Annotated in this window: 22 protein-coding genes, 1 tRNA gene and 1 other RNA gene; 12 read left to right on the top strand and 12 right to left on the bottom strand. The window is 68.3% G+C overall.

The window, feature by feature from the left end:
- Positions 1–117: 117 nt before the first annotated feature.
- The 6 genes from KTR9_RS02610 to KTR9_RS02590 all read right to left on the bottom strand — a co-directional run bounded on the left by KTR9_RS02610 (position 118) and on the right by KTR9_RS02590 (position 6,835).
- Positions 118–909, bottom strand: a complete 792-nt coding sequence (locus tag KTR9_RS02610) for a M15 family metallopeptidase (RefSeq protein WP_014925094.1) — start codon at positions 907–909, stop codon at positions 118–120.
- A gap of 54 nt (positions 910–963) precedes the next feature.
- Positions 964–3,486, bottom strand: coding sequence for a DNA polymerase III subunit gamma and tau (locus KTR9_RS02605; RefSeq protein ID WP_014925093.1), 2,523 nt, complete (start codon positions 3,484–3,486; stop codon positions 964–966).
- Between the two features lie 43 nt (positions 3,487–3,529).
- Complete coding sequence (locus KTR9_RS02600) at positions 3,530–5,023, bottom strand: glycosyltransferase 87 family protein (RefSeq protein WP_014925092.1); 1,494 nt, start codon at positions 5,021–5,023, stop codon at positions 3,530–3,532.
- 153 nt (positions 5,024–5,176) lie between these two features.
- On the bottom strand, positions 5,177–6,451 hold the full coding sequence (locus tag KTR9_RS02595; protein ID WP_014925091.1) for an aminotransferase class I/II-fold pyridoxal phosphate-dependent enzyme: 1,275 nt from the start codon (positions 6,449–6,451) through the stop codon (positions 5,177–5,179).
- Between the two features lie 70 nt (positions 6,452–6,521).
- An RNA gene (gene ffs, locus KTR9_RS26685) (signal recognition particle sRNA small type) lies at positions 6,522–6,616 on the bottom strand.
- A 130-nt stretch (positions 6,617–6,746) separates the two neighbouring features.
- A tRNA-Ser gene (locus KTR9_RS02590) sits at positions 6,747–6,835 on the bottom strand.
- Positions 6,836–6,913: 78 nt separating this feature from the next.
- Between KTR9_RS02590 and KTR9_RS02585 the strand changes: the two genes are divergently transcribed.
- Complete coding sequence (locus KTR9_RS02585) at positions 6,914–7,762, top strand: NmrA/HSCARG family protein (RefSeq protein ID WP_044505709.1); 849 nt, start codon at positions 6,914–6,916, stop codon at positions 7,760–7,762.
- Between the two features lie 18 nt (positions 7,763–7,780).
- Here KTR9_RS02585 and KTR9_RS02580 read toward each other — a convergent pair whose 3' ends face one another.
- Both KTR9_RS02580 and KTR9_RS02575 read right to left on the bottom strand, forming a co-directional pair.
- Positions 7,781–8,866 (bottom strand): DNA polymerase domain-containing protein, encoded by a 1,086-nt coding sequence (locus KTR9_RS02580; protein WP_044505707.1) that lies wholly within the window; start codon positions 8,864–8,866, stop codon positions 7,781–7,783.
- Between the two features lie 2 nt (positions 8,867–8,868).
- Positions 8,869–9,921: an ATP-dependent DNA ligase gene (locus tag KTR9_RS02575; protein WP_044507530.1), complete on the bottom strand. Its 1,053-nt coding sequence runs from the start codon at positions 9,919–9,921 to the stop codon at positions 8,869–8,871.
- 135 nt (positions 9,922–10,056) lie between these two features.
- On the opposite strand from KTR9_RS02575, the gene gluQRS reads away from it, so the two are divergent.
- Entirely contained in the window at positions 10,057–10,965 is a 909-nt protein-coding gene (gene gluQRS, locus KTR9_RS02570) for a tRNA glutamyl-Q(34) synthetase GluQRS (protein WP_014925087.1), read from the top strand.
- A 114-nt stretch (positions 10,966–11,079) separates the two neighbouring features.
- On the opposite strand, the gene KTR9_RS02565 is transcribed toward gluQRS, so the two are convergent.
- Both KTR9_RS02565 and KTR9_RS02560 read right to left on the bottom strand, forming a co-directional pair.
- Positions 11,080–12,093, bottom strand: coding sequence for a hemolysin family protein (locus KTR9_RS02565; RefSeq protein ID WP_014925086.1), 1,014 nt, complete (start codon positions 12,091–12,093; stop codon positions 11,080–11,082).
- Positions 12,086–13,534 carry a hemolysin family protein gene (locus KTR9_RS02560; RefSeq protein WP_010844765.1) on the bottom strand — a complete coding sequence of 483 codons (1,449 nt, stop codon included), beginning with the start codon at positions 13,532–13,534 and terminating at the stop codon, positions 12,086–12,088. Before KTR9_RS02560 ends, KTR9_RS02565 begins: the two co-directional genes overlap by 8 nt.
- Before the next feature lie 265 nt (positions 13,535–13,799).
- Between KTR9_RS02560 and KTR9_RS02555 the strand changes: the two genes are divergently transcribed.
- The 4 genes from KTR9_RS02555 to KTR9_RS02540 all read left to right on the top strand — a co-directional run bounded on the left by KTR9_RS02555 (position 13,800) and on the right by KTR9_RS02540 (position 18,219).
- A complete protein-coding gene (locus KTR9_RS02555; protein WP_443134914.1) occupies positions 13,800–14,459 on the top strand; it encodes a class II aldolase/adducin family protein in 660 nt (219 codons plus the stop codon).
- A complete protein-coding gene (locus KTR9_RS02550; RefSeq protein ID WP_014925084.1) occupies positions 14,456–15,412 on the top strand; it encodes a carbohydrate kinase family protein in 957 nt (318 codons plus the stop codon). The genes KTR9_RS02555 and KTR9_RS02550 overlap by 4 nt, the downstream gene beginning before the upstream one ends.
- Positions 15,413–15,501: 89 nt before the next feature.
- Positions 15,502–16,419 (top strand): SDR family NAD(P)-dependent oxidoreductase, encoded by a 918-nt coding sequence (locus KTR9_RS02545; RefSeq protein WP_014925083.1) that lies wholly within the window; start codon positions 15,502–15,504, stop codon positions 16,417–16,419.
- Positions 16,420–16,548: 129 nt separating this feature from the next.
- Positions 16,549–18,219: an HNH endonuclease signature motif containing protein gene (locus tag KTR9_RS02540; protein ID WP_044505705.1), complete on the top strand. Its 1,671-nt coding sequence runs from the start codon at positions 16,549–16,551 to the stop codon at positions 18,217–18,219.
- 39 nt (positions 18,220–18,258) lie between these two features.
- Here the strand turns inward: KTR9_RS02540 and tgt are convergent, their stop codons facing one another.
- A complete protein-coding gene (gene tgt, locus KTR9_RS02535) occupies positions 18,259–19,533 on the bottom strand; it encodes a tRNA guanosine(34) transglycosylase Tgt (RefSeq protein WP_014925081.1) in 1,275 nt (424 codons plus the stop codon).
- Positions 19,534–19,624: 91 nt separating this feature from the next.
- Between tgt and KTR9_RS02530 the strand changes: the two genes are divergently transcribed.
- From KTR9_RS02530 to KTR9_RS02520, 3 genes are all read left to right on the top strand, one after another.
- Positions 19,625–20,131, top strand: a complete 507-nt coding sequence (locus KTR9_RS02530; protein WP_193363220.1) for a hypothetical protein — start codon at positions 19,625–19,627, stop codon at positions 20,129–20,131.
- Positions 20,132–20,210: 79 nt separating this feature from the next.
- On the top strand, positions 20,211–20,978 hold the full coding sequence (locus KTR9_RS02525; RefSeq protein ID WP_014925080.1) for a MerR family transcriptional regulator: 768 nt from the start codon (positions 20,211–20,213) through the stop codon (positions 20,976–20,978).
- A 51-nt stretch (positions 20,979–21,029) separates the two neighbouring features.
- Entirely contained in the window at positions 21,030–22,454 is a 1,425-nt protein-coding gene (locus tag KTR9_RS02520; protein ID WP_014925079.1) for a glutamate decarboxylase, read from the top strand.
- Positions 22,455–22,482: 28 nt separating this feature from the next.
- Here the strand turns inward: KTR9_RS02520 and KTR9_RS02515 are convergent, their stop codons facing one another.
- Positions 22,483–23,796: a UDP-N-acetylmuramoyl-tripeptide--D-alanyl-D-alanine ligase gene (locus tag KTR9_RS02515; protein ID WP_193363219.1), complete on the bottom strand. Its 1,314-nt coding sequence runs from the start codon at positions 23,794–23,796 to the stop codon at positions 22,483–22,485.
- Positions 23,797–23,874: 78 nt separating this feature from the next.
- Here KTR9_RS02515 and KTR9_RS02510 point away from each other — a divergent pair, with 78 nt between their 5' ends.
- The 3 genes from KTR9_RS02510 (at position 23,875) to KTR9_RS02500 (ending at position 26,008) form a co-directional block, all read left to right on the top strand.
- Positions 23,875–24,951 carry a D-alanine--D-alanine ligase family protein gene (locus KTR9_RS02510; protein WP_014925077.1) on the top strand — a complete coding sequence of 359 codons (1,077 nt, stop codon included), beginning with the start codon at positions 23,875–23,877 and terminating at the stop codon, positions 24,949–24,951.
- Between the two features lie 84 nt (positions 24,952–25,035).
- Entirely contained in the window at positions 25,036–25,443 is a 408-nt protein-coding gene (locus KTR9_RS02505; RefSeq protein WP_014925076.1) for a hypothetical protein, read from the top strand.
- A gap of 160 nt (positions 25,444–25,603) precedes the next feature.
- Positions 25,604–26,008: an NADH-quinone oxidoreductase subunit A gene (locus tag KTR9_RS02500; protein WP_010844709.1), complete on the top strand. Its 405-nt coding sequence runs from the start codon at positions 25,604–25,606 to the stop codon at positions 26,006–26,008.
- The last annotated feature ends 30 nt before the right edge of the window (positions 26,009–26,038 follow it).

Raw genomic sequence — 26,038 nt, 5'->3', positions numbered from 1 at the left:
CAGGGAGCCGAGAATTCGGACGCTCACCAAGGTTCTTTCGGAGTCTACGACGGCCGCCAGGCCGCAGTTACTGAGGTGCGAGGAGCGCAAGCGACGAGCCTCGAAGGGGCCCGACGCTCAGGCGACTGGCACGTCGATGACCGGGCTGCGCACGTCGGCGCCGGGGCCGTCGAAGTGCCACCACTCCCCCGCGTAGACCGTCAGCCCACCGGCAGCCATCGCGTCGCGCAGGCGGGCTCGCGCGGCCCGCGCCGGCGCCGCCACCCCGTCCGTCGCATACGCGGTGGCCCGCGGGGTGAACGAGTCGAAGTCGGTCCCCATGTCGAGTCGACAATGATCGCCGACGACGCGCTGCGGCGGGCAATTCGGGCGGCGCGCGGCCAGTGTCACGTCGACCGAACGCCCGGCCTCGTGACTGGTCGAATACGGCCCCGGCCGGGCCACCCACGCCGGATCGGGCACCTTCTCGAACATCCTCTGCTGCACCGAGTGCGGTCGATAGCAGTCCCAGAACACCAAGACTTCGCCGCCGGCCCGCAGCATCCGCGCGGCGATCCGGAGACCCGGGATCATCGATTCGTGGACGAGGCAGCGTGCGTTCGGCGGGTACAGCCGCTCACCGACGAAGTTGTCGGTCGTCGCATACCGCAGGTCGAGTACGGCATCGGGAACCGCGGTCCGCACATCGACGAAACCGACCGCGCTGACCCGCCGGTCGACGGGCATCCGTACCGACGGGGCGGGCCCGGGCGCGGGTGCATCGACCACCGATCCCGGTGTGCCGCCGCCGGGCGACGCACCATCCACAGGTGTCCCGGTCGGGGTCGCCGCAGCGCACGCCATCGACATCGTGAGCGCCGCCGCCACCGACATCAGTGACAATCCGATGCGTACCGCTACTCGTCGCATCTGTGCGTTCTACCACGATGAGCAGTGCACGAGCGTCGTGTGCCGAGCTCCCGCTCACTCGAGCGGCCGGGCCCCCAGCTCCGACTTGAGCAGTTCCAGCGCCACCTGGTCCGGGTCGAGCCGCTGCTCGGGGTTACCGGTACGCGCATCGGCCACCATCTCCGCGCGCTCGTCGGGCGGGATGTCCTCGTCGGCACGTGGCGGCTCGGGCTCCTCCGGTTCGGCAACCGGTTCCGGCGCGGGCGCCGGCGTCGCCGACTGGTCTCGTGCGCGACTCGGACGTGAGTACGACTGCCGTGCCTTGGCCGGCTGCTTCGACGGCGGCGCGGTGGCCGTACCCGTGGGAGCGGCGGCACCCGGCGCCTGGTGCACCGTCCGTACGTCGAGTTCGGTACCGAATACCTCGGTCAGCGCCTCTCGGATGATCGTGACCGCGTGCGGCGCGGACAACCGCCCGACCAGCACCTCCACCGGGTGCGAGAGCACCACGGTCGTTCCGTCGACGTCGGCGATGACCGCCGCCGACAGCATCGGCTCCAGGCTCTTGGAACGTTCCCGCACCGCGGCCCGGAATTCCTGATACCGCTTGCGAACGGAGTCGGCGTCGAGTCCCGCGGGCGCCTCGGGTTCGGGCTCCGGTTCCGGCGTGGGTTCGGGCGGGCGGGCGCGGACCGGCGTCACGTCCGGCGGCGGGACCTCGTACTCGTCGACGGGCTCGTCGGGCAGCGGGATGTCGTCATACGGGGACGTCGACGCGGGTTCGGCGGCCGGTTCCGGCGAGGGCGCCTCCCGGGGGCGCGACGGTGGCTCGGGGGCGGATGGAGTCCGCTCGGCCCGCGAACGAGGCTGCGCGGGCGTCTCCTGGGCCGGGACCTCGACCAGGGTCGGCGCCTCCTCGTCTGACGTGATGCCGTCGGCCGCCGCCGGATCGACCTCGACCGCCTCGTCAGACGGCGGTTCGGCGATCAGCTCGTCGAACATCGATTCGTCGTCGGCAGGGCCTTCGGCCGATTCACCGACCGCCAGGTCCTCGGTGGGAACCGTGGAGTCGACGACCTCACCGTCGAGGGACGTTCCCTCGTCCGCCACCGGTTCGGATGGTTCAGGTTCCGATGCAACAGGCTCCGCTGTAACCGGCTCCGGGACAACCGCTTCTGCGGCAACCGGTTCCGGGACAACCGGTTCCGGGACAACCGGTTCCGGGACCTCGGGCTCCTCGACGACAGGAGCGGCCACCGCAGCCGGCGCGTCCTCCTCGCGACGGGACGCGGGCTGAGCGGTGTCGGCCTCCACTGCCTCGGCAGCCGCGCGGTCGGAGTTCTCTGCGGCCTTGGCGTCTTCGATCGCCTTGCGTTGCGACGGCCGCACGAACTTCGGCTCCGGTTCCGGCTCAGCCGGTTTCGCGGGTATCGGGATCGACGTCGTACCGATTCCCGATTCGAGCCGTTCGAGTCGCTGCAGCAGCGCCGCGTCGTCGGCGGAGACCGCGGGTAGCAACATCCGCGCGCACATCACCTCGAGCAGCAGTCGTGGCGACGTGGTGCCCCGCATCTCCCCGAGCGCGTTGTGCACGATCTCGGCGAATCTGGTCAACGACGCCGGGCCGAGGGTCTCGATCTGGGTGCGCATCCGGGCGAGCTGGTCACCTGGCGCTTCGACGAGCCCGCGGTCCGCGGCATCCGTAACCGCTTGCAGCAGAATCAGATCGCGGAGACGCTCGAGCAGGTCGACGGCGAACCGCCGCGGGTCGTGTCCGGCGTCGACCACCTTCTCCACGGTGCCGAACAACGCCGACCCGTCGGCGTCGGCGAGTGCGTCGACGGCGGTGTCGATCAGCGCGACGTCGGTGACGCCGAGCAGGGCCAGAGCGCGCTCGTAGGCGACCCCCTGATCGTCGGCCCCGGCCAGCAGTTGATCGAGGATCGACAGCGAGTCGCGCGGTGACCCGCCGCCCGCACGGATGACGAGCGGGTACACCTCGGGGGCCACCGTCACGCCCTCTTGCTCGCAGATCTTCTCCAACAGGCCGCGCATGACCGGCGGCGCGAGCAGCCGGAACGGGTAGTGGTGGGTCCGCGACCTGATGGTCGGGAGCACCTTCTCGGGTTCAGTGGTCGCGAAGACGAAGATCAGATGCTCGGGCGGCTCCTCGACGATCTTGAGGAGCGCGTTGAAGCCCGCGTTCGTCACCATGTGCGCCTCGTCGACGATGAAGACGCGGTAGCGCGACTCGGCGGGTGCATAGAACGCGCGGTCGCGGAGCTCGCGGGTGTCGTCGACACCGCCGTGACTCGCGGCGTCGAGTTCGATGACGTCGAGGTTGCCCGGGCCGCCCGGCGCGAGGGCCACGCACGAGATGCAGGTTCCGCACGGCGTGGAGGTGGGCCCCTCCACACAGTTCAGCGACCGAGCCAGGATTCGCGCCGACGACGTCTTGCCACACCCCCGGGGACCGGAGAAGAGATACGCGTGATTGATGCGTCCGGAATCCAGGGCGCGGCTCAACGGATCGGTGACATGCTCCTGCCCCACGACGTCGGCGAAGGTAGCCGGGCGATAGGTGCGATACAGAGCCACGCGTCGAGACTACCGGCGACCAGTGACACCCGATGAGTGTGCCTCACACTGGCGGAGGGGGCCCCTGATCCGGTGTCTCGTTGACGGGTTCGCCATCGGTTCCGACCAGGTCATCGGCCATGCCGTGGGCGTGGCCGGTTCGGCCGGACGCACCCTCGACCTCGTGTGGTCCGGACCCGTCCCCGTCTGCCTCGGCCTGCCGCCGGTCCTCGCCCCCGGAGCTGCCCGCGTCGCCGGTCGGCAGGCCGCCGTCGGCGATGACAGCGGCCGCCACGCCGGCCGGGATGATCGGGTCGGAGGACGCCGACGACGTCTCGCGGCTGCCGACCATCCGCAGGCCGACGATCGTGGCGACCAGCACCCCGAGATACGCCCAGAGATACGGGCTGACGGTGAACCAGTTGAGCCACGTGATGTGCGTCTTGACGTACAACCCCGTGTAGTAGCCGTCGGGGATCAGGGCGGGCACATGCGTCGGCCACGGGAACGCGAGGAGCACCAGCGCCGCCACACCCGCGCCTGCCCACAGCCTCGGCGCGCGCGGGCGCCGTACGTCGAGGACCAGGTGGACCCCGATGACCAGGATCGGGATGAACCAGACCCAGTGATGGCCCCACGACATCGGCGACACCACGCACGCGGTCATGCCGACGATGCTGACGGCCAGGAGTTCGTGGCCATGTCGATGTGCGTACGTCGCCACCGCGAAGCCGACCGCGAGCACCGCCAGCACCACCACGAGCCACAGCAGCGTCGGCGGACTGTCGGTGTCGAGATGGTTGGCGAGCATGCCCCGGAGGGACTGGTTGCCGCGCAACTGCGCCGACCCCACCCGGTCGGACTCGAACAGTTTGCCCGTCCAGTACGACCACGAGTCCCCCGGCAACACCACGAACCCGACGAGCACGGTGGTCGCGAAACCGCCGACGACACCGGCAAGAGCACGCCAGTTCCGCTGCACGAGGAAGTACCCGGCGAAGATCAGCGGGGTGAGCTTGATACCGGCCGCGACGCCGGTCCAGAACCCCTTGAGGCGTCCACCGTCCGGACGCGTCAGGTCGGCCAGGATCACGAGCATCAGGAAGACGTTGATCTGGCCGTACCAGATGGTGGTGCGCACCGGCTCGAAGAGCATCGCCACCGCCACCAGCGACGCCGCGATCACCCGCAGCGGCCAGGTCACCGGCCGGCCCAGGCTGCGGAAGCTCAGCATGATCACGAGGTAGAGCGCCACGACGACGCCCGCGGTCCACAGCGGCCGCGCGAGGTCGAAGGACATCCAGGCCAGTGGAGTGAAGAGCAGTGCCGAGAACGGCGAGTAGGTGTAATCCAGGTCGCCGACCATCTTGACGTCGTACAGGCTGACGCCGTTGGTCACCGACCGCGCGCCCGCCTGGTACACGGCGAGGTCGATCTGATTCTTCAGCAAACCCCAGAATTGGGCGCCCAAGGGTACGACGACATCCTGGAGTGCCAGTGCGATGACCCCCACGACGGCGAAACCGGTTGCGAGAAGAACCGGCCTGGGCAGATTCACGATTTGAAAGCCTGTCACAAAGTGGCGTGCACGCCAGCGCACTCGCCGGAGAATGAGAGCAATCTAACGCCGCAGTCGGCGCGTTGCCGGTGTGTCGGCGTCGTCCGCGCCGCCCGCGGCCGCGATGTCGGCGGCCGCGGTGCGGGCGAGAGGTCAGCTGGACCGGGCGAGCAGGGTCTCCGCGGCGGCCAGCAGGACACAGGTGGACACCCCGTCCATGGCGGCACGCAGGTCGTCGGTGTTCGGGAACGTCGGCGCGAGGCGGATGTTCTGATCGCGCGGATCGGTCTTGTACGGGAACGCCGAGCCGGCACCGGTGAGCGCGATACCCGCCTCTTTCGCCAGCTCGATGGTGCGTCGCGCAGCGCCGTCGACGACGTCGAGGCTGATGAAGTAGCCGCCCTCCGGCTCCGACCACGACGCGACCTTCGACTCCGAGAGCCGGTCCTCGAGGATGTCGAGGACGAGCTGGAACTTCGGGGCCAGGATCTCCCGGTGGCGGGCCATGTGCGCCCGCACGCCATCGGCGTCGCCGAAGAATTTGAGGTGACGAAGCTGATTGACCTTGTCGGGCCCGATGGTCTTCAGCGACAGGTACTTGCTGAACCAGGCCAGGTTCTCCGGCGACGATCCGAAGAAGGAGACTCCCGCGCCCGCGAAGGTGATCTTCGACGTCGAGCCGAGGACGTACACGCGGTTCGGGTGCCCGGCGTCCGCCGCCATGTCGAGGATCGGCAGGGCCGTCGGCGGGGTCTCCACCAGGGTGTGGACGACGTAGGCGTTGTCCCAGTAGATCCGGAAGTCCGGCGCCGCGGACATCTCGAGCAATCCCCGCGTGACCTCCTCGGAGAAGGTGACACCGGTCGGGTTGGAGTAGGTCGGCACGGCCCACATGCCCTTGATGCTCGGATCGGCGGCCACGAGTTCGGCGCACACCCGGACGTCGGGACCGTCGGGCAGCATCGGCACCGGGATCATCTCGACGCTGAGGCTCTCGGTGATCGCGAAGTGGCGGTCGTAACCGGGCGAGGGACACAGGAACTTGATCGGCTGACGTCCCCACGGCTCGTCGGAGTCGGCCGTGCCGTGGAGCATCCCGAACACGGTGAGGTCGTGCATGATCTCGAGGCTCGAGTTGCCGAGCGCGATGAGGTTGTCAGGGTCGACGGCGAGGAGTTCGCCGAAGATCCCGCGCAGCTCGGGGAGTCCGTTGAGCCCGCCGTAGTTGCGGGTGTCGGTGCCCGCGCCATCGCGGTACTCGTCGCCGGGCAGGGACAGCAGTCCGTTGGAGAGGTCGAGCTGCTCGGGGGCCGGCTTGCCGCGGGTGAGGTCGAGCTTGAGGCCCAGAGCACGCAGCGACTCGTACTGCTTGGTCAGATCCGCCTGGGTGTCGCGGAGCTGGTCGGCACTCATCGAGTGGAAGTTCAACGTTGGCCCTCTCGCGGCTCGACGCCGGTGCGGGTGGCCGACGCCGCAGACCTAGAAAAAGTGAATCGGATATAGGGGACCCCGCGCACCCGAGAGAGCCCGTTGACCCTTGCTGCCTTCCGGCCCTGGGGGAGTTCACAGGATGCACGCCGCGCGGGATCCGTCGTCCAGTGTAGCGAGGGGTTCCGGCGGCATGAGCAGGGGTCCTCGAAGCCGTTCCGGAGGCCGGTCGGGTCATGGAAACGACGAAGGTCCGCGGTGCACCCGGCGTGCGGGCGTCACTGCGGACCTTCGGTGGCGGAGGATAGGGGATTCGAACCCCTGAGGGCTGTTAACCCAACCCGCGTTCCAGGCGAGCGCCATAGGCCACTAGGCGAATCCTCCAACGTCGAGATGATAGCCGCCGAGCGTGCGCACACCCAAACCGTCCGGCGGGCGTAGGCGACCGCTAGGGTCGACGACATGGCGGATTCCTCTCCCATCGTCGTCGTCGGAGCCACCGGAGGGCAGGGCGGTGCCGTGCTCGACGCGCTGCTCGAGGCAGGTTTCCCCGTCCGCGCGGTGGTGCGCGACGCGGTCTCGTCGAAGGCCGCCCGTCTCGCCGACCGTGGTGTCGAACTCGCGGTCGGCGACATCGTGAGCGGCGCCGGTCTCGCCGAGGCCTTCGCCGGTTCGGCCGGAGCCTTCGCCCTCACCACACCGTTCGAGTCCGGCGTGGAGGCGGAGATCGCTCAGGGCACGGCGCTGATCCAGGCCGCCACGTCCGCGTCGATCCCGTACCTGGTGTTCTCCTCGGTCGCCTCGGCCGATCGGCAGAGTGGCGTGCCGCATTTCGATTCCAAGTTCGAGGTCGAGAAGATGCTCGCGGACACCGACATCCCGCACACCATCGTCGGTCCGGCCTACTTCTTCGACAATCTGCTCGGCGGGGCGGACGCGCTCGCGGCGGGCGTGATGCCGATCGCGATGCCCGCGGACAAGCCGCTGCAGCAGCTCTCGCGGCGCGACCTCGGCCGGCTGGTCGCCGAGCTGTTCGCCGCCCCCGACGTCCACGTCGGCCAACGAATCGACCTCGCGTCCGATCAGCCGACGCCGGCCGAGATGGCGCGCATCATCGGCGAGGTCCTCGGCACCGCGGTCACGGCGGAGTCCTACGACCCCGAACGCATCGAGTCCGAGGACATGCGGGCGATGTTCACGTTCCTGAGCGAGCGCGGTTACGAGGTCGACATCCCCACCCTGCACCGCCGCTTCCCCGATGTCGGCTGGCAGAGCTTCGCCACCTGGGCCGCCGAGGCGCTGCGCCGCTGAGCTGACCGCACCCGTCCTTCACCCGTCGCTGCGCCGGTTGCCCTTCTCGTCCCAGTGCTCGGCGACCTTCTTGCTCGGCTGTACGCGCGGCGGCTCGCCCGGCATCTTGGGGTAGCTGGGCGGATAGGGCATGTCGCCCAGGCCATTTGCGTCATCGGCCTGCACCATCTCCAGCAGCTTCTCGATGCCGCGCCGATGATCGGCGATGTCGGCCCACGGGTCGCCGCGATCCGCCAGGAGCTTCGGGACGGTCGCGATGGTGCAGTCGTCCGGGTCGACGTCGGCGAGTTCGTCCCAGGTGACCGGCGTCGAGACCCGCGCACGGGCGCTGCGTCGCACCGAATACGGTGACGCCATCGTGCGGTCGCGGGCATTCTGGTTGAAGTCGATGAAGATCCGTTCTCCCCGTTCCTCTTTCCACCACGACGGGGTGACCGCGTCCGGGTCGCGGCGTTCGAGTTCGCGGGCGATCGCGATGACGCAGCGCCGGGTGGCGATGAAATCCCACAGTGGTTCGATGGGCACGTACACGTGCACTCCGCGCCCGCCGGAGGTCTTGACGAAACCGGTGAACCCGAGCTCGTCGAGCAACGGTTTCAGTCCCTCGATCGCCACACGCCGAACGTCGTCGAAGGTCGTGCCGGGCTGCGGATCGAGGTCGATGCGGAGCTGGTCGGGGTGATCGTTGTCGGGATGCAGCGTGGGCCAGGTGTGAAATGTGACGGTCCCCAGGTTGGCGCCCCACACCAGGTCGGCGGGCACCGTCGGCCGGATCGCGTCACCGGTTCGCTTGGAGGGGAACACGATCGGGGTCGACTGCACATGCTCGGGACGCTTCTTCGCGATGTGCTTCTGATAGATCTCCTCGCCCTCGACACCGTCGGGGAAGCGCTGCAGAAACGTCGGCCGGTCGCGGGCCGCACGCATCAACGGCCCCTCACTGTCTTCGCCGACCCCGAGCGCCACGGTGCGGTAGTACCCCACGAGGTCGCGCTTGCGGCCACCGTTTTCCCCGAGTTCGGGGAAATAGATCTTGTCCGGGTTGCTCATCCGGACGGCGACGCCGTCGACGTCGAGTTCTTCGGCGGGAGAACGAGATGCCATGGTCATTCCCCTTCGAGGACGTCGTGGAGGTCGTAGGTCAGCGGGACGTCGAGCTGGTCGTAGCCGCAACTGCGTGGCTCCCGATCGGGTCGCCATCGGAGGAACTTCACCGTGTGCCGGAACCGGTGGTTCTCCATCTGGTCGTAGGCGAACTCCGCGACCAGTTCGGGTCGGATCGGGATCCACTCCCCCGACTTCTCCGACCGCCACCGCGTCGGTTCACCCGGTGATGCATTCTCCGGGTCCAGCCGCATCGGCTCGAACATCTGCTGCAGCTCGATCCGCTTGGCGTCGGAGAAGGCACCCGCCCCGCCGACCATCCGCAATTCGCCGTCGTCGCCGTACAATCCGAGCAGCATCGAGCCGATCCCGGTTCCCGACTTGTGGATTCGATACCCGAAGATCACACAGTCCGCGGTCCGCTTGTGTTTGATCTTCAGCATCTCGCGCTTGTTCTCGACGTACACGCCGTCGAGTCGTTTGGCGACGACACCGTCGAGTCCGGCCCCTTCGAAGGCGGAGAACCAGTCCTCGGCGACCGCCGGGTCGCTCGTCACCCGGCTGACATGCACCCGACGATCCCGCCCGCCCGGACCGACGGCCCGCAGCAGGGCCTCCCGCCGCACCTCGAAGGGCTCGGCCATCACGTTCGTCGACTCCAACGCCAGCGCATCGAATCCGATGAAGATCGCCGGGGTCTTCTCCGCGAGCATGGTGACGCGCGACTCCGCCGGATGAATCCGCTGCGCGAGCGAGTCCCAGTCGAGCCGATGGGTGTCGCCGATGAGCGCGGGTACCCCGATCTCGCCGTCGAGGACCACCTTCTCGGGCAGTTCCTCCTTCACCGCCGCGACGATCTCGGGGAAGTACCGTGCGAGGTCCTTCCCGCCACGCGATCCGATCGAGACCTCGTCGCCGTCGCGGAAGATCAACGCGCGAAATCCATCCCACTTCGGTTCATACGACCACGCCACCGAGCCGTCCGGCTGTGGCGGCACGCTGGTCACCGCCTTGGCCAGCATCGGCGCAACAGGCGGCATGACCGGGAGATCCATGAAACTCATCGTTCCTCACTCGTCGACGCGACCGCAACGCCAACGCGCCGCCGCGTACCCGGCGGTCGTCGTCCGGGCCGCACAGGCAGACCGGTCCCGGCGCCGATTCTCATCGCCGGCGGTAATCTCGACGCGATGTCGACGCAGCGAGCGGGCCGGTATGCGCCCTCCCCCTCCGGGGACCTCCACGTCGGCAACCTGCGGACCGCCCTGCTCGCCTGGCTCTTCGCGCGCACCACCGGCCGGCGGTTCCTGATCCGCATGGAGGATCTCGACCGGGCGGCTCCGGGCGCCGACTCCCGGCAGCTCGCCGACCTCGAGGCCCTGGGCATCGACTGGGATCCGCCTGTCGTCCACCAGACCGACCGGATCGGCACGTACCGCTCGGTCATCGACGGACTGCGCGAGGACGGTCGCACCTTCGAGTGCTTCTGTACCCGCCGCGAGATCCTCGAGGCGCCGTCCGCGCCGCACGCACCACAGGGCGCCTACCCCGGCACGTGCCGCGATCTCACCGCGGCCGAGCGCGACGAACGCCGTGCCGTCCGGCCGCCGGCCATCCGGCTCCGCGCCGACGTCGAGGTCTTCGGCGTCGACGACCTTCTGCACGGTGCATATTCGGGCACGGTCGACGACTTCGTACTGCAGCGCAACGACGGCACCCCGGCCTACAACCTCGCGGTCGTCGTCGACGACGCCGCGCAGGGAGTCGACCAGGTCGTCCGCGGTGACGACCTCTTGTCGTCGGCGCCCCGGCAGGCCTACCTGGCGACGCTGCTCGGGGCGATCCCGCCGACGTACGCGCACGTCCCGATGGTGCTCAACGCCAACGGGATACGACTCAGCAAGCGGGACGGGGCGGTGACGCTGGCCGACCTCGCCGCCGACGGCGTACCGACGTCGACGGTGCTGTCCCGCATCGCCCATTCCCTCGGCATCGCGGATCGCGACGAGCCCGTGCGCGCAGAGCAACTGGCGAAGCGGTTCGATCCCGCCGCGCTGCCGACCGAACCGTGGTTCCTGACGGCCGACGAGTGGACTTAGCGGCCCACTTCCCCGCTCCCTAATTCGAAATAACGCATAACCCCTGCTCCCTGAGGTGCGAGGAGCGCAAGCGACGAGCCACGAAGGGCCAGCGACGCACGCTCGTCAACCCTCCTACGCCGTGGTGGCCAGCAACCGCTGCAGCACGTCGTTGAGGGTGATGAGCCCGACCGCACGGCCGCCGTCGGTGACCAGCGCGAGGTGGGCGCGCTGTTCCCGCATGGCGGTGAGCGTCTCGTACACCGGCTGGGTCGACTCGACGCTCAGGACCGGGCGCATGAGATCGGCCGCGGTGGCGCCCGGCGACGCACTCAGACTGTCGCGCACGTGCACGACGCCGCGGACGGGCGCACCGGCCGCATCGTCACGCACGAGCAGTCGTAGGTGCCCGGACGTCCGGCCGGCCGTCTGGATCCGATCGGCGTCCGCGGTCGGATCGACGACGGCCAGATGGTCGTTGGGTGTCACGACATCGCCGACGGTCAGCGACTCCAGTTCCAGCGCGCTCGTCAGGTGAGCGTGATACCGCTCGTCGAGCGTGCCCACGGTGGCCGAGTGCTCCACCAGGTGTCGAAGGGCGTCGCTGTCCTGTCCGGTCGCGACCTGATCCACAGGTTCGACACCGACGCGCTTGAGGCACCAGTTGGCGAGGTGGTTGAGCTGCACGATGAGCGGGCGCGTGACCCACATGAAGGCGCGCATCGGCAGGGCGAGCATGATCGCCGACTTCTCGGGGTGTGCGATGGCCCACGACTTCGGCGCCATCTCGCCGACGACGAGGTGCAGGAACGTGACGAGGATGAGGGCCAGGACGAAGCCGATCACGTCGGCCGACCAGTACGGCAGGCCCCAGCCCGCGAACAGCGGTGTGAGCCAATGGTGCACGGCGGGTTTCGTGATCGAGCCCAGTGCGAGCGTGCACACCGTGATGCCGAGCTGCGACCCGGCAAGCAGTACGGACAGTTCCGACGCGCTGCGGAGCGCCGCACGGGCGCTGCCGCTGGTCGCGGCCGCATCCTCGAGCCGGTGCCGGCGGGCCGCGATCAGGGCGAATTCGACCGCGACGAAGAAGGCGCTGGACACGATCAGGGCGGCGGTGACGGCCGCGACGACCCACGGGTTATCCATTGTCGCCCTCCTGTCCGTTCTCGGCCGGATGCTCGGCGCCGGTGGTCTTCCCGTCTGTGACCTTCTCTGTTGGCGCAACGCTCATCGACAACAGCGCGGGCACTCGCTTGTCCACCTCGAGCACCGTGGCCCGGACGGTGCGGGGTTCCGCCTCGTCGTCGTCGAGCAGGGTCGACGGGTCGGGGTCGATCGTGATGGTCACCGTGTCGCCGACCTCGGGGAGCCCGACGAACTCGGCGATCACCAGTCCGGCCATCGTCTCGTAGTCGCCTTCGGGGAGATCCCAGCCGACGGTCCGCGAGACCTCGTCGACGTGTGCGTCACCTCGCACGCGCCAGCCCTCGGGGCTCTCCTCGATCGCGACGGTCGCCTCGGAGTCGTGTTCGTCGTCGATCTCGCCGACGAGTTCTTCGGCGATGTCCTCGGCGGTCACGACGCCGGCGAAGCCGCCGTATTCGTCGATGACCACGGCCATCTCGTCGTGTGCGGCCGCGAGGTTCTCCAACACCTCGGGCAGCGGGAGCGTCGAGGGCACCACGACGGCGGGACGACTGAGGTCGACTGCGGTGGCCTTCGGATCAGCCTGCGGGGGTTGTTTTTTCAGCGCGTAGCTCCACTCGAGGAGGTCTTGCAGGTGGATCACGCCCCGCACCTCGCCGTCACCACCTGCGAGCACGGGGTAACGCGTGTGGCCGGTACTCATCAGCGTCAGCACGTCACCGGCCGGCAGATCCGCGTCGACGTGATCGGTGTTGGGGCGCGGGATCATCGCGTGTTCGGCTGTGCGCGTGGGGAACTCGAGCACACGGTCGAGCAGGACGGACAGATCGTCGGGCAGGTCGCCCGCGTCCCGGGACTCGGCGACGATGTGCTCGAGGTCGCGCACCGACGCCGAATGCTCGACATCGTGGACGGGTTCGATGCGCAACGCGCGGAGCAACACGTTCGACGACTTGTCGAACAGGGCGATGAGCCAGCCGAACACGGCGAGGTAGATCGTGGTCGATCGCGCGAGCGACCGTGCGACCGGCTCGGGCCGTGCGATGGCGAGGTTCTTGGGGAACAGCTCGCCGAAGACCATCTGGACGACGGTGGAGAAGATGATCGCGATGATCGTGCCGATCGCGACACCCACGCCCACCGGGATGCCCACGCCGCCGAGCAACTCGCCGACGCCGGAACCGATCAGGGGTTCGGCGACGTAGCCGACGAGAAGGCCGGTGACGGTGATGCCCAGCTGCGCGCCGGAGAGCATGAAGGACGTGCGGCGGGTGACGGCGAGCGCGCGTTTCGCGGCGGCGTCGCCTGCTTCGGCACGGGCTTTGAGGCGGGACCGGTCGACCGCCATGTAGCCGAATTCCTGGGCCACGAAGTAACCGGTGAGGGCGGTGATCAGGAAGACCACCAGAATTCCGAGTCCGATTCCGAGTACGGTCAGCATGTGACCGCCCCGGTGTCGGCGCCGGGCGGAACACCCGGATGATTCAGTTCACAACAGGGGGCCGACTGGTGTCGTCGGCGTTTTCGGCGCTTTCCGCGTCTCATCGTCTCTCTCGCTGGTGCTCGGGTGTTCCATACCGGGTGCCGAGCGCTGAGGCATGTGGGTAAATGTCCGGTATGAGGTCCCAACGTACCCAATGCGTCGCGAGTTCCGCGAGACGGCCGGCGGCGTCTGGGGTCGGCCGGGGGGTCGATACGCGATGCCGATGAGTGCCCCGTCGCTGCGCGACCAGGTCGCCGATGTCGCTCGACGGCTGGCCGCCGAAGGCCTGCTGATCGGCACCGCCGGAAACGTCTCGGTACGCGTAGACGACCACCTCGCGATCACCGGAACGGGGGTCGTTCTCGCGGACTGTTCGGCGTACGACGTCACCGTCGTGTCCCTCTCCGGCGACGTCGTGGACGGGTCGGTTGCGCCGTCCTCGGAGCTCGACCTGCACTGTCGTGTGTACGAGCGGACGGATGCGCAGGCGATCGTGCACACCCACGCACCCTTCGGCACCGCGGTCGCCTGCGTCAGCGGGCTGACGTCGCTGCCGGTGCTGCACTATCAGCAGCTCGGCCTCGGCGGCGCGATCCCGATCGCGCCGTATGCGACATTCGGCAGCCCCGAACTGGCCGACATCGTCGCCGACGCACTGGTCGACACCCAGGTCGCGCTGATGGCGAATCATGGTTCGGTGGCACGAGGCTCGAGCCTGGCCGACGCCGTGGAGAATGCGCTGCTGCTGGAGTGGCTGGCCACTCTCTTCCACCGGACCTGCAGCATGGGCCGGCCCCGTGAGCTGACCGCCGACGAGCAACAGTCCACCGTCGCCCAGGCGGTCCGACTGGACTACGGGACGCCCCAGGAGAAACGCACGTGACACCCCCCTCGCCGTCGACCGTCCCGCTCACGATCGCGACCGTGGGCGTCCACGTGCTCGACATCCACGTCGTCGGGATCGAGGCCATCCCCCAGAACTCCGACGGCGCGCTCGTCGAGTCCATCGGCTTCTCGGCAGCCGGTACCGCGGGCGGCACCGCGCTCGTCCTCGCCCGGCTCGGCGCCGCCGTCCGAACCCACGGTGCGATCGGCGCCGACTCGATCGGGCGTTCGCTGACCGCATTGCTCGACGCCGAAGGCGTCCACACACGCGGGCTCGTTCCGAAGGCGGAGGTCCAGACGTCGTCGTCGGTCATTCCCGTGCGGCCCAACGGGGACCGTCCCGCCTGGCACTGCATCGGCGCCAACGCGCAGTTCGTACTCGACGACCTCGATCCCGGCGCGTTCGACGGGCTGGATCACCTGCACCTCGGCGGCCCCGAGTTCCTCGGCGGTCCGGTGGCCGCCGAGCTCCTGGGCCGAGCCCGCGACCGCGGGATCACGACGTCGGCGGACCTGCTGTCGGGTGGCGACCCCGGGCTTCTCGAATGGATCGCCGACGCGCTTCCCCACATCGACTACCTGATGCCCAACGACGAACAGACCCGTGGGCTGACCGGTTCGGACGACCTCGCGGACGGTGCACGCACGCTCGTGGACCGTGGCGTCGGATGCGTCGCGCTCACCCGCGGCGCCGACGGCGCACTGGTCGTGACCGGCGACGACACGATCGCAGTACCGGCGTACTCAGTGGACGTGGTCGACACCACCGGCTGCGGCGACGCGTTCTCCGCCGGTTTCATCACCGGCCGGCTCCGCGGGCTCGGCCTCGCCGACTCCGCCGAACTCGGTTGCGCGGTCGCCGCGCACGTCGCCCAGGGCATCGGGACCGCCGCCAACTCCTACGACCTCGACGCGATCGAGACATTTCGGCGGGCCCACGCCGTCGGTTGAACTCTCGCCCGACCGACCGCCGGTTTGGCCGACTCGCCCTCGGGTAGGCGATCACCACTGTTGCCGACAGGACGGGAGAGGTGCTCGCCATGACCGACAAGAAATCGATCGACGGTTCCACCGTCGTCATCGCCGGTGCGTCCAGCGGATTCGGCCGCGGCGCCGCGGTGCGACTGGCCGAACTCGGCGCGAACGTGGTGGTCGCGGCGCGGCGAACGGCGGTTCTCGACGAGGTCGTCGCGGAGATCACCGCCCAGGGCGGGTCCGCGCTGGCGGTGACCACCGATGTCAGCGACCCTCGAGCGGTCGTCCATCTCGCATCCGCCGCGATCGACCGGTTCGGCTCCATCGACGTATGGGTGAACAACGTCGGTGTGGGAGCGGTCGGATACTTCTGGGACATCCCGATCGAGGACCACGCCCGCCTCGTCGACGTGAACCTCAAGGGGTTGATCTACGGCGCGCACGCGGCGCTACGCGTCTTCCGGTCGCAGGGTCGCGGCACGCTGGTGAACGTCGGTTCGGTCGACAGCGCGGTGCCCATCGCGCTCCAGAACACCTATGCGGCAACCAAAGCGGCGGTCCGCAGCCTCGGACACTCGTTGAGCGAAGAGCTCCGTATGGCCGGCGACGACGACATCAAGGTGGGCACCATCATGCCGTGGGCGGTGGACACCCCGTGGTGGGTCCACGCCGCCAATTACACGGGGCACGAACCGCGCATGTCCGCGATGGACGATCCGCAGATCGTCGTCGATGCGATCGTCGCCGCCTGCACCGACCCGAAGCTCGACCAGCCTGTCGGCTACAAGGCCAAGGCCGCCAACGCTTCTCACCAGGTCATGCCGGGACTCACCGAACGGTTCTCGGCGGTGGTCGCGAAATCGGAGACCGAGAAAGGAACCCCCGTCGCGCCGCATCCGGGAGCGATCCACGACCCGAACCCGGACAGCACGGGTGTCTCCGGCGGCATCCGCGAACGGATGGTCGCCGAGGACGCCCGCTGAGACCAGCCGCCGACACCACCGACCTCGAACTCGTTGGCCTGTCAGTACGTCGTGGTTCGATTTGTAGGCCGCCCGAGAACAGGGCAGATCAACCCTTGACTCGAACGTATGTTCGAGTAATATGGAGGTATGTCATCGGGGGCGGGGGCGGAATCCACCACATCGGTGGATACATCGCGCGATTCTGTCGAGCCGCGCCTGCGTGCTGACGATGAACTCTCTGCCGCCGAACTAGTCGAGGTCCTGAATCATTGTGCGGGACTGGCTGCTTCGGCGGCGCATCAGATGATGACCGTGGCCAGCCTCATTCACGACGAACGTGCGATGGACTACGCGCAGCGACGCGCCCAGGTGCACAGCGGTGAACTCGACTCCCTCGAAGCGTTCGCCGCGTTGTCGGCGCGGGTGGCCGCCGGTGAGGACCCCTACGAACAGTTCGGGCCCGACGGGCTCGAGCAGGCCATCGCCGAAGTCGGCGCCACCCTCACAGTGACCCCGGCCGAGGCGAAAGACCTCATCATGGCCGGTGACGCCCTGCGCTACCGACTGTCCTTCACCGGCCACGCCTTGGCCTGCGGACGAATCGACAAGCGCCGCTTCCTCATCGCACTCAAACGCACCGACCTGATCACCGACGCCGACGAGATGCAAACAGTGGACGCCCACCTCGCCGAGGCCATCTTCGCCCGCGCACCCATGTCCACAGCACGGTTCACCGCCATGATCGACGCCATCGTCGCCGCCTGGGCACCTGATGCGCTCCGGCGACGCAAAGAGCGGGTGACCGCCGACCGCAACGTGACCATCGCCCCCGACCGGTTCACCCCCGGCCAATCCCGGATCTCGGGTACCTTGCCCGACGCCGACGCCGCCGAGTTCGACGCCCGCCTGTCGGCGATGGCCACCGCCGTCCACGCCGGTGACCCACGGACCCTGCCGATGCGGCGTGCCGACGCGCTCAAAGCACTCGCTCGCGGCGAAGTCGCCCTGACATGCCACTGCGCTGACTGCGACGCTGCCGCAGCCGAACCCGACACCACTGCGGGACAGGAGCTCGACGAAACCAGGGGCGACACCGACACTCCCGCCGACGCACCAGCCGTCGACGCGATCGTCGCCGAGCCGCTGGACTCGCACGCCTCGCCGTCGTCCCCGAATGCGCCGCGCGCGACCTTCCACATCGTGGTGAACCTGTCGACGTTGATCGGCCTCGACAACGACCCCGCGTTCCTCGACCGGCACGGCATCATCGACGCCGACACCGCCCGCCGGCTGCTCGCCGAAGCCCGACGCACCTACATCCAGCCCGCATCCACTGCAGCCGACGCGGCCCCAGGGCCCGACGCGGACCCCTCGACAACGAAGTACGCCCCGTCGAGAAAGCTCCAGGCTTTGGTGCGGGCGGGCGAGTTGTGCTGCACCTTCCCGGGCTGCAATGCGCCGGTGTGGCAGATCGATCTCGACCACACCGACCCGTTCGACCACTCCGACCCACGTCGCGGTGGCCGCACCGAAGCGCGCAACCTCAAACCGCTGTGCCGGTTTCACCACCGGATCAAGACCTTCACCAGCTGGCAGGACCACCAGGACGAGTTCCTGACGGCCTGGTTCACCACACCCACCGGCCACATGTTCGTCGGCAACGCCTACAACGGACGCGACCTGTTCAACCGGCTCGCTCCCGGCCGGCCGCCCGACCACCCGGCACGCGACACACTGAACCAGTTGCGCACCAACGACTTCCGACGCCAACAGCGCGCCGAGAAGCGCTGGAACGACGCCAACCCGCCACCCTTCTAGACACCGCCGGTCACGACAACACCGACGCGGTGGGCGAGATCATGAATTCCGGGAAGCTCCGTAGTAGCGGCGCAGGAACTCGTCGCGGTACTCGGTGTAGGTGCCGTTCTCGATGGCTTCGCGGGCACGGTCGACGAGGGTGACGATGAAGGACACGTTGTGCAATGTCGCCAGGGTTGCACCCAACCCCTCCTTGGCTTTGAACAGATGGTGCAGGTAGGCCCGGCTGTATTGCGACGTGTAATTCTCGACCTCGGGGTCGAGCGGCCGGAAGTCGCTGCGGTACTTCGCATTGGTGACGTTGTACCGGCCGTCGAGTGAATAGATCGCGCCGTTGCGGGCGACCCGGGTCGGCGACACGCAGTCGAAGGTGTCCACACCGTTCTCGATGGCGGTGAAGATGTCGTCGGGTTCACTGATCCCGAGCAGGTGTTTCGGCGAGTCCTCGGGGAGCTCGTCGTTCACCCAGCCGACGATCGTGCCGAGGTTGTCCTTCTCGAGCGCCCCGCCGATGCCGTAGCCACCGAAACCCTTTCCGCCGACCGCGCGGTCCGCCTCGCTCAACGCGACGAGATCGCGGGCCGCCTTGCGACGAAGGGCCTCGTATTGGGCGCCCTGGATGACACCCCACAGCGACTGCTGGGGACGGTGCGCACGCTCGACACTCAACCGGTTGTGTTCGTCGAGGCACCGAATCGCCCACAGGCGGGTTCGCTCCAGCGAATTGACCTGGTACTCGCGGGTGTTCATCAGCGTGGTCAGCTCGTCGAAGGCGAAGATGATGTCTGCCCCGAGCTGGTGCTGGATCTGCATCGACACCTCCGGCGTGAACCGGTGGGCCGACCCGTCGAGGTGCGACTTGAAGGTCACCCCGTCGTCGTCGACCCGCGAGAGCCGTTCCTTGCCGTTGGCGGTGAGGTCGTCGTCGGGGGTGCCGGTGGCCTCCATCGAGATGACCTTCTTGAACCCCGCACCCAGCGACATGACCTGGAAGCCGCCACTGTCGGTGTAGGTGGGACCCCGCCAGTTCATGAACGCCCCGAGCCCACCGGCAGCGTCGATGATCTCGGGCCCCGGCTGTAGATACAGGTGGTAGGCATTGGCGAGCACCGCCTGGGCGCCGAGGGCGGAGACAGATTCCGGCAGGACCGTCTTGACCGTCGCCTTGGTACCGACGGGAACGAACGCAGGGGTGCGGATCGGTCCGTGCGGTGTGGTGATCGTCCCCGTGCGCCCGCGGGTGCCGGCCAGGGTGGTGCCGACGACGTAGGTCGGGTCGGCGATATCGGTTCCGGTACTGCTCACGTCCAGCATCTTCGCAGGTCGAGGGCGCCCACCCCAAACCGGCGCGAGGCACCGGCAACCTGTTCGGCCGGTGGCATCCCATTCGCTACGGTGGTGAACCATGTCGCGCAGAACTCGTCCCACCGGTGCCACCACGAGCCACTCTCGCCGAACGATCAGGGTCGCCGCGGCGGCCGTCGGCCTCGCCGCGGCGATGTCGACGCTCCTCGCATGCGGGGCGGAACAGGACGTGACCACCGCGTCGTCGACCACCCAGGCCGGCACCGCGGAGTCGGGACAGCAGTCCGCCGAACAACCCGCCACCTCGCCTCCGGTGGTCCCCGGTCGCAAACCCGTGTCATCGACGCCGACCTCCAGCGCGACACAGTCCGACGACTCCGACACCACCTGCGGCACCATCCCCGGCCCCGACGGCGCGCTGCGCGTGCTGATCCTCGCCGGCGACGTCGCCTGCGACTCGGCGACGAGCATCGCCGCCCAGTACGGCCCGAAGATCGCGAGCGGCCAGCAGCAGTCGGTGGCCGGATGGACCTGCGCACCATCCCAGCTCGAAGGCGTCCTCGCCGCCTGCCAGAAGGGCACCGCGGTCATCGGTTTCGCACCCTGATCGGCTTAGCGGGCTTGACCCTCACGTGACGTCAGGCAGCAGGGTTGTCGATGTGAGCGAGGACAAGCACACTTCGAAGATGGATGCCCGGGAGCTGACCGTGGGTGTCGTCGCCGGCATGGTCGGCGTCAGCATCCGCACGCTGCACCACTATGACCAGATCGGTCTGGTCGAGCCATCCGGCCGGACCCCGGCCGGATACCGGGTGTACGACGACACCGACGTCGAACGACTCCACCAGGTACTCACTTATCGAGAGCTGGGCTTTTCCCTCGAGCAGATCGCGACCCTGCTCGACGACCCCGATGCGGACCCGCTGAGTCATCTGCAGACCCAGCGTGCGCTCCTCACCGACCGGATCGACCGCTTGCTCCGGATGGTCGCAGCACTGGAGGAGATGATGAACGCCAAGAACGAGGGCATCTCGCTGTCGGCGAGTGAGCAGGCCGAGATCTTCGGGGACGACTGGCTCGGGGACGAGTACGCCGCCGAAGCCGAGGAGCGCTGGGGGAACACCGAGGCGTGGACGCAGAGCCAGAAGCGGTCCGCCCAGTACTCCAAGGACGATTGGCAGCGGATCAAGGACGAGACCGACGATCTCGAGCGCCGTCTCGCCGAGGCGATGCGTCGCGGGGTGACACCCGGCACCGCCGAGGCGAATTCACTCGCCGAGGAGCACCGCGCACAGATCGGCCGCTTCTACGACTGCGACCACGACATGCAGGTCTGCCTGGCCGACATGTACGTCGCCGATCCGCGCTTCACCGAACACTACGACGCCCAGGCTCCCGGCCTGGCCGTGTACCTGCGGGAGGTGATCCGCGCAAACGCCGAGCAGCGCCGATGATGATCATCATCGGCCCGCGCCCTCGTCTGTGGTGAGTTAGATTTGCTGTTCATGACCACTGACGAGGGCGTCCACAACCAATCCGGCGGAGCGCGCGCGACGACCAACATCGGCGATGCGATGTCGTTGCGGACCGTCTTCACCCGGACGGGCGAGGCCACCGAGCTCCCCAAGTTCTCGCTCAGTGACTCGATGTTGTTGCCGGAGACGGCATATCAGATCGTCCACGACGAGGCGATGCTCGACGGCAATGCGCGACTGAACCTCGCGACCTTCGTCTCGACATGGATGGACGGCGAGGCGCAGAAGCTGTATGCCGAGACCGTCGACAAGAACATGATCGACAAGGACGAGTATCCGCAGACCGCCGCGATCGAGGACCGGTGCTGGCGCATCCTCGCCGACCTGTGGCACAACCCCGACGTCGAGAATGCCATCGGCACCTCGACGATCGGGTCGTCGGAGGCGTGCATGCTCGGCGGACTCGCCCTCAAGCGGCACTGGCAGACGCGGCGCCGCGCCGAGGGCAAGTCGACCGAGAACCCCAACATCGTGCTGTCGACGGCGGTGCAGGTCTGCTGGGAGAAGTTCTGCAACTACTTCGAGGTCGAGCCGAAGTGGGTGCCGATCAGTCCCGACCACCTCGTCCTCGACGGTCACGAACTCGAGAAGTACGTGGACGAGAACACCATCGGGGTCGTCGCCATCATGGGGCAGACCTACACCGGCATGTACGAGCCGGTGACCGCGATCGCGGCCAAGCTCGACGAGATCCAGGCCGACACCGGCCTCGACGTGAAGATCCACATCGACGGTGCGTCGGGTGCGATGATCGCCCCCTTCTGCCAGCCCGACCTCGAATGGGACTTCCGGGTCGACCGTGTCGTCTCGATCAACACCTCCGGCCACAAGTACGGTCTCGTGTACCCGGGCGTCGGGTGGATCGTGTGGCGCGACACCGAAGCACTACCGGAGAGCATGGTGTTCCACTGCTCCTACCTCGGCGGTGACATGCCGACGCTGGCGCTCAACTTCTCCCGACCCGGCGCCCAGGTCTTGCTGCAGTACTACATGTTCCTGCGGCTGGGCCGGGACGGGTTCACCCAGGTCCAGCAGGGCTCCCTCGATGTGGCGCAATGGCTTTCCTCGCAGATCGCCCAGATCGACGGGCTCGAGTTGGTGAGCAAGGGCGACACCATCCCGGTCTTCGCGTGGAAACTGAAGGCCGGGCACACCGAGAACTGGAATCTCTACGACCTGTCCGACCGGCTGCGCATGAAGGGCTGGCTGGTTCCCGCCTACCCGATGGCCGACGACCTCGCCGACCTGACCGTGCAGCGAATCGTCGTGCGCGCCGGGCTCAGTCACGATCTCGCGCGTGCACTCATCGCGGACATCGAGACCGAGGTGCAGTTCCTCGACCGCCTCGAGAGCCCGATGCCGCGCGAGGGCGACGGGTCACACTTCCACCACTGACCCTGCCGGTTGAGCTTGTCGAAACCCCTCAGTCCAGCAGTGCCTGCGCCACGCGCTCGAGCGCGGCGACCCGACTGCCCTTGACCAGCACCGCGGCCCCCTCCTCGAGGGTGCCGAGTTCGGCCGCCACGCCGTCGACGTCGGAGACGTGCCGGGCGGAGTCGCCGTAACCGGCCTCGGCGACCGCGATGACCTCGATCCCGAGGTCACGGGCCTCGAGCGCGATCGCGTGATGCTGGGCGGGTGAGTCGGCGCCGAGTTCGGCCATGGTGCCGAGGACTGCCACCCGTCGCGTCGCGGGCAGGGCGGCCAGCGACCGTAGTGCCGCCGACATCGACGTCGGGTTCGCGTTGTAGGCGTCGTTCAGCACCACCACGCCGCGCGACGAGGTCGTCAGTTCCATTCGCAGGCCGGACAATTGCGCACCGAGCAGGCCGGTCGCGATGTCCTCGACAGCGACCCCGAGACCGCCGCCGGCAGCCGCGGCGGCCAGCGCGTTGGGGACCTGATGTTCGCCACGTGCGCCCAACCGGACATCGGTCGATCCCCACGGGGTGTGCAGCCGGAACGACGCGCGTAGTTCGTCGTCCATCACGATGTCGGAGGCGAACACATCGGCGTCCGGTGAGAGTCCATAGCGCAGGACGCGAGCCGAGGTGCGGTCCGCCATCGCCGCGACGTACCGATGGTCGGCGTTGAGCACCGCGATCCCGTCGGCCGGTAGCGACTCGACCAGTTCACCTTTCGCGCGCGCGACGGACTCGATGTCGCCGAACAGCTCCAGGTGGACGCCCTCGACGCGGGTGATGACGCCGACCGTCGGATGCGCGATGGAACACAGCAGGTCGATGTGCCCGATTCCGCGTGCGCCCATCTCGAGGACCACCGCCTCCACGTCGTCGGCGGCCGCGGCGAGGGTGATCGGGAGTCCGAGCTCGTTGTTGAACGACTTCTCGCTGGCCGCGGTCCGATAGGTGGTGCCCAGAACTCCGGCGAGCAGATCCTTGGTCGAGGTCTTGCCGACCGAGCCGGTGATGCCCACCACGCGATCGGGGATCCGGGTGCGGACGGCCCGCCCGAGGTCGGCGAGCGCGAATGCGGTGTCGGCGACGCGGATGGCGGTTCCGCCGACCGGATCGGTCCGTGAGGTGAGGTAGGCGCCGGCCCCGCCGTCGATGGCCGCCGGGATGAAGTCGTGGCCGTCGCGCTCGGCCACGATCGGTACGAACAGCTGACCCGGCCGGATGCTCCGCGAGTCGATACTCGCCCCGTCGATCTGCACGTCGGGCCCCAGGAGTTCCCCGCCCACGGCCTGCGCGACCTCGCTCGCTCTGAAATGCACGGTCTCACGCTAGCCGACGAGCACTGCCGCCCCGCACACGGCGAGAGCCCGATCGCAAGGGGCCGTATCGTGACAGTCATGTCTTCTCGGCTGCTGCGTCTGGTGGTTCTCTACGGTGGCGTCTCCGCCGAGCACGATGTGTCGCGGGTCACCGCGGCGCACGTCCTGGCCGCCGCCGACCGGGCCAAATACGACCTGGTCCCCATCGGCATCGCCAAGGACGGGGCGTGGCTTCGCAACGACAAGGCGATCGCGGCCATCGCCGACGGGACGCCGCTCCCCGACACCCTCGAGGTCGCCGGGACCGCCGTCGACCCGCTGACCGAACTGCGAGGTCACGCCGACGAGGCCATCACGGTCGTCCTCCCGCTTCTACACGGTCCGCACGGCGAGGACGGCACCATCCAGGGGATGCTCGAGCTGTTCAAGCTGCCCTATGTCGGCGCCGGTGTGCTGTCGTCGGCGGTCTGCATGGACAAGGCGATGGCCAAGATCGTCGCCGAGCAGGCGGGCATCCCGCAGTGCCGCTGGGTCGAGTTCCGCGACGGCGTCGACGACCCGGAGACCGTCACCGCCCGCGCGATCGACGCCCTGGGGCTCCCGGTGTTCGTCAAGCCGGCGAACCTCGGCTCGTCGGTGGGCATCACCAAGGCGCACGACGAGGCCGAACTCGACGCGGCGGTGAACCTCGCGCTCCGCTACGACAACGTGGTCATCATCGAGGAGGCGGTGACCGGTCGCGAGATCGAGGTCGCCGTTCTCGGCGACACGGCACCCGAGACCTCGGTGCCGGGCGAGATCAAGCCCGGCAGCGAGTTCTACGACTACGAGGACAAGTACGTCACCGGCGCCGCCCAGCTCGTCATCCCCGCCCCGGTGTCCGACTCGGCGGCCGCCGAGGTTCGCGAACTCGCGGCGAAGACGTTCACCGCGATGCGGTGCAGCGGCATGGCCCGCGTCGACTTCTTCTACGAGGAGTCCGGCCGTGGCTGGCTGCTCAACGAGGTCAACACCATCCCCGGATTCACCCCGGGGTCCATGTATCCCAAACTGTGGGAAGCGAGCGGCGTGTCGTACCCGGACCTGATCGATTCGCTGGTGACCTTCGCGCTCGAGGTGCACCGTCGCCGCGTGGGCTTCTCCACCGAACACTGATCCACCCGATCCGTGGCGGACATGTGCACATAGCGCGCACGTTTTCCCCAGATCGCGAGCGCGTCGGGTTGTAGCATCGCAACCGTGACCCACTCCCAGTCTGCGCGGGCCCTGCGAGTGCTGGTCTATTCCGACGACGCGCAGACCCGCGCCCAGGTCATCGGCGCGATCGGCAGCCGCCCGGACCCCGGGATCCCGCCCGTCAGCTACATCGAGGTCGCCACGGCCCCAATGGTGTTCGCGCAGCTCGACGCCGGTGTCATCGACGCCGTGATCGCCGACGGCGAGGCCACCCCGGCCGGCGGCATGGGCCTGGCCAAGCAGATGAAGGACGAACTCGATCCCAGCCCGCCGGTGCTCGTCCTCCTCGGGCGCGCCGACGACCGGTGGCTCGCGGACTGGTCGCGCGCCGACGCCGTGTCCGTGCTGCCGGTCGATCCGATCGCCCTGCCCCGTGCGTTCGTCGAGATGGTCGGAAACGCCGAACTCTAGAAAACAGTGACTCGCGCCACACACTCACCTAGGCTTGTGTTGCAGCTCACATTCGTACTGGCGGACCAGATCGGCAGCCGGCGCGGATAGGACGAACACCCGGGCCGGCCGCACCGAACAGGTGCACTCCGGTCGCCACAAGCGAGGAGGGGTCCGCGCTTTGAACGCCTACGTCCCGATCATGATCCTCGGGGCAATCGGCGTGGCGTTTGCCGTTTTCAGCGTCTTCATCGGCATCGCGATCGGTCCGAAACGGTACAACCGCGCCAAACTCGAGCCCTACGAATGCGGCATCGAGCCGGTCGAACAGAGCCTGCTCTACCCGACGCGACGCACCGCGGGCGGCGCCGTGGCGACCGGTTCGGTCCAGCGCGTGCCGGTCAAGTACTACCTCACCGCGATGCTCTTCATCATCTTCGACATCGAGATCGTGTTCCTCTACCCGTGGGCCGTTGCCTTCGACTCACTCGGGTGGTTCGGCCTCATGGCCATGCTCTTGTTCATCGTCAACGTGTCCGTCGCGTACGCCTACGAATGGCGCCGCGGCGGACTGAGTTGGGACTGAGAGCTTTTCGCACGATCCGACACCGGCAAG

It is taken from the genome of Gordonia sp. KTR9 (assembly GCF_000143885.2).
Taxonomy (GTDB): domain Bacteria; phylum Actinomycetota; class Actinomycetes; order Mycobacteriales; family Mycobacteriaceae; genus Gordonia.
The sequence above is the reverse complement of the archived record's forward strand: the minus strand, read 5'-3'. Positions and strand labels throughout refer to the sequence as shown.

Bases quoted from the DNA above. Each gene is read 5' to 3' on its own strand.
- KTR9_RS02610 (WP_014925094.1), bottom strand. From the start codon at position 909: ATGCGACGAGTAGCGGTACGCATCGGATTGTCACTGATGTCGGTGGCG.
- KTR9_RS02585 (WP_044505709.1), top strand. From the start codon at position 6,914: ATGGCGGATTCCTCTCCCATCGTCGTCGTCGGAGCCACCGGAGGGCAG.
- KTR9_RS02580 (WP_044505707.1), bottom strand. From the start codon at position 8,866: ATGGCATCTCGTTCTCCCGCCGAAGAACTCGACGTCGACGGCGTCGCC.
- KTR9_RS02575 (WP_044507530.1), bottom strand. From the start codon at position 9,921: ATGGATCTCCCGGTCATGCCGCCTGTTGCGCCGATGCTGGCCAAGGCG.
- gluQRS (WP_014925087.1), top strand. From the start codon at position 10,057: ATGTCGACGCAGCGAGCGGGCCGGTATGCGCCCTCCCCCTCCGGGGAC.
- KTR9_RS02565 (WP_014925086.1), bottom strand. From the start codon at position 12,093: ATGGATAACCCGTGGGTCGTCGCGGCCGTCACCGCCGCCCTGATCGTG.
- KTR9_RS02560 (WP_010844765.1), bottom strand. From the start codon at position 13,534: ATGCTGACCGTACTCGGAATCGGACTCGGAATTCTGGTGGTCTTCCTG.
- KTR9_RS02555 (WP_443134914.1), top strand. From the start codon at position 13,800: ATGAGTGCCCCGTCGCTGCGCGACCAGGTCGCCGATGTCGCTCGACGG.
- KTR9_RS02545 (WP_014925083.1), top strand. From the start codon at position 15,502: ATGACCGACAAGAAATCGATCGACGGTTCCACCGTCGTCATCGCCGGT.
- KTR9_RS02540 (WP_044505705.1), top strand. From the start codon at position 16,549: ATGTCATCGGGGGCGGGGGCGGAATCCACCACATCGGTGGATACATCG.
- tgt (WP_014925081.1), bottom strand. From the start codon at position 19,533: ATGCTGGACGTGAGCAGTACCGGAACCGATATCGCCGACCCGACCTAC.
- KTR9_RS02530 (WP_193363220.1), top strand. From the start codon at position 19,625: ATGTCGCGCAGAACTCGTCCCACCGGTGCCACCACGAGCCACTCTCGC.
- KTR9_RS02525 (WP_014925080.1), top strand. From the start codon at position 20,211: ATGGATGCCCGGGAGCTGACCGTGGGTGTCGTCGCCGGCATGGTCGGC.
- KTR9_RS02520 (WP_014925079.1), top strand. From the start codon at position 21,030: ATGACCACTGACGAGGGCGTCCACAACCAATCCGGCGGAGCGCGCGCG.
- KTR9_RS02510 (WP_014925077.1), top strand. From the start codon at position 23,875: ATGTCTTCTCGGCTGCTGCGTCTGGTGGTTCTCTACGGTGGCGTCTCC.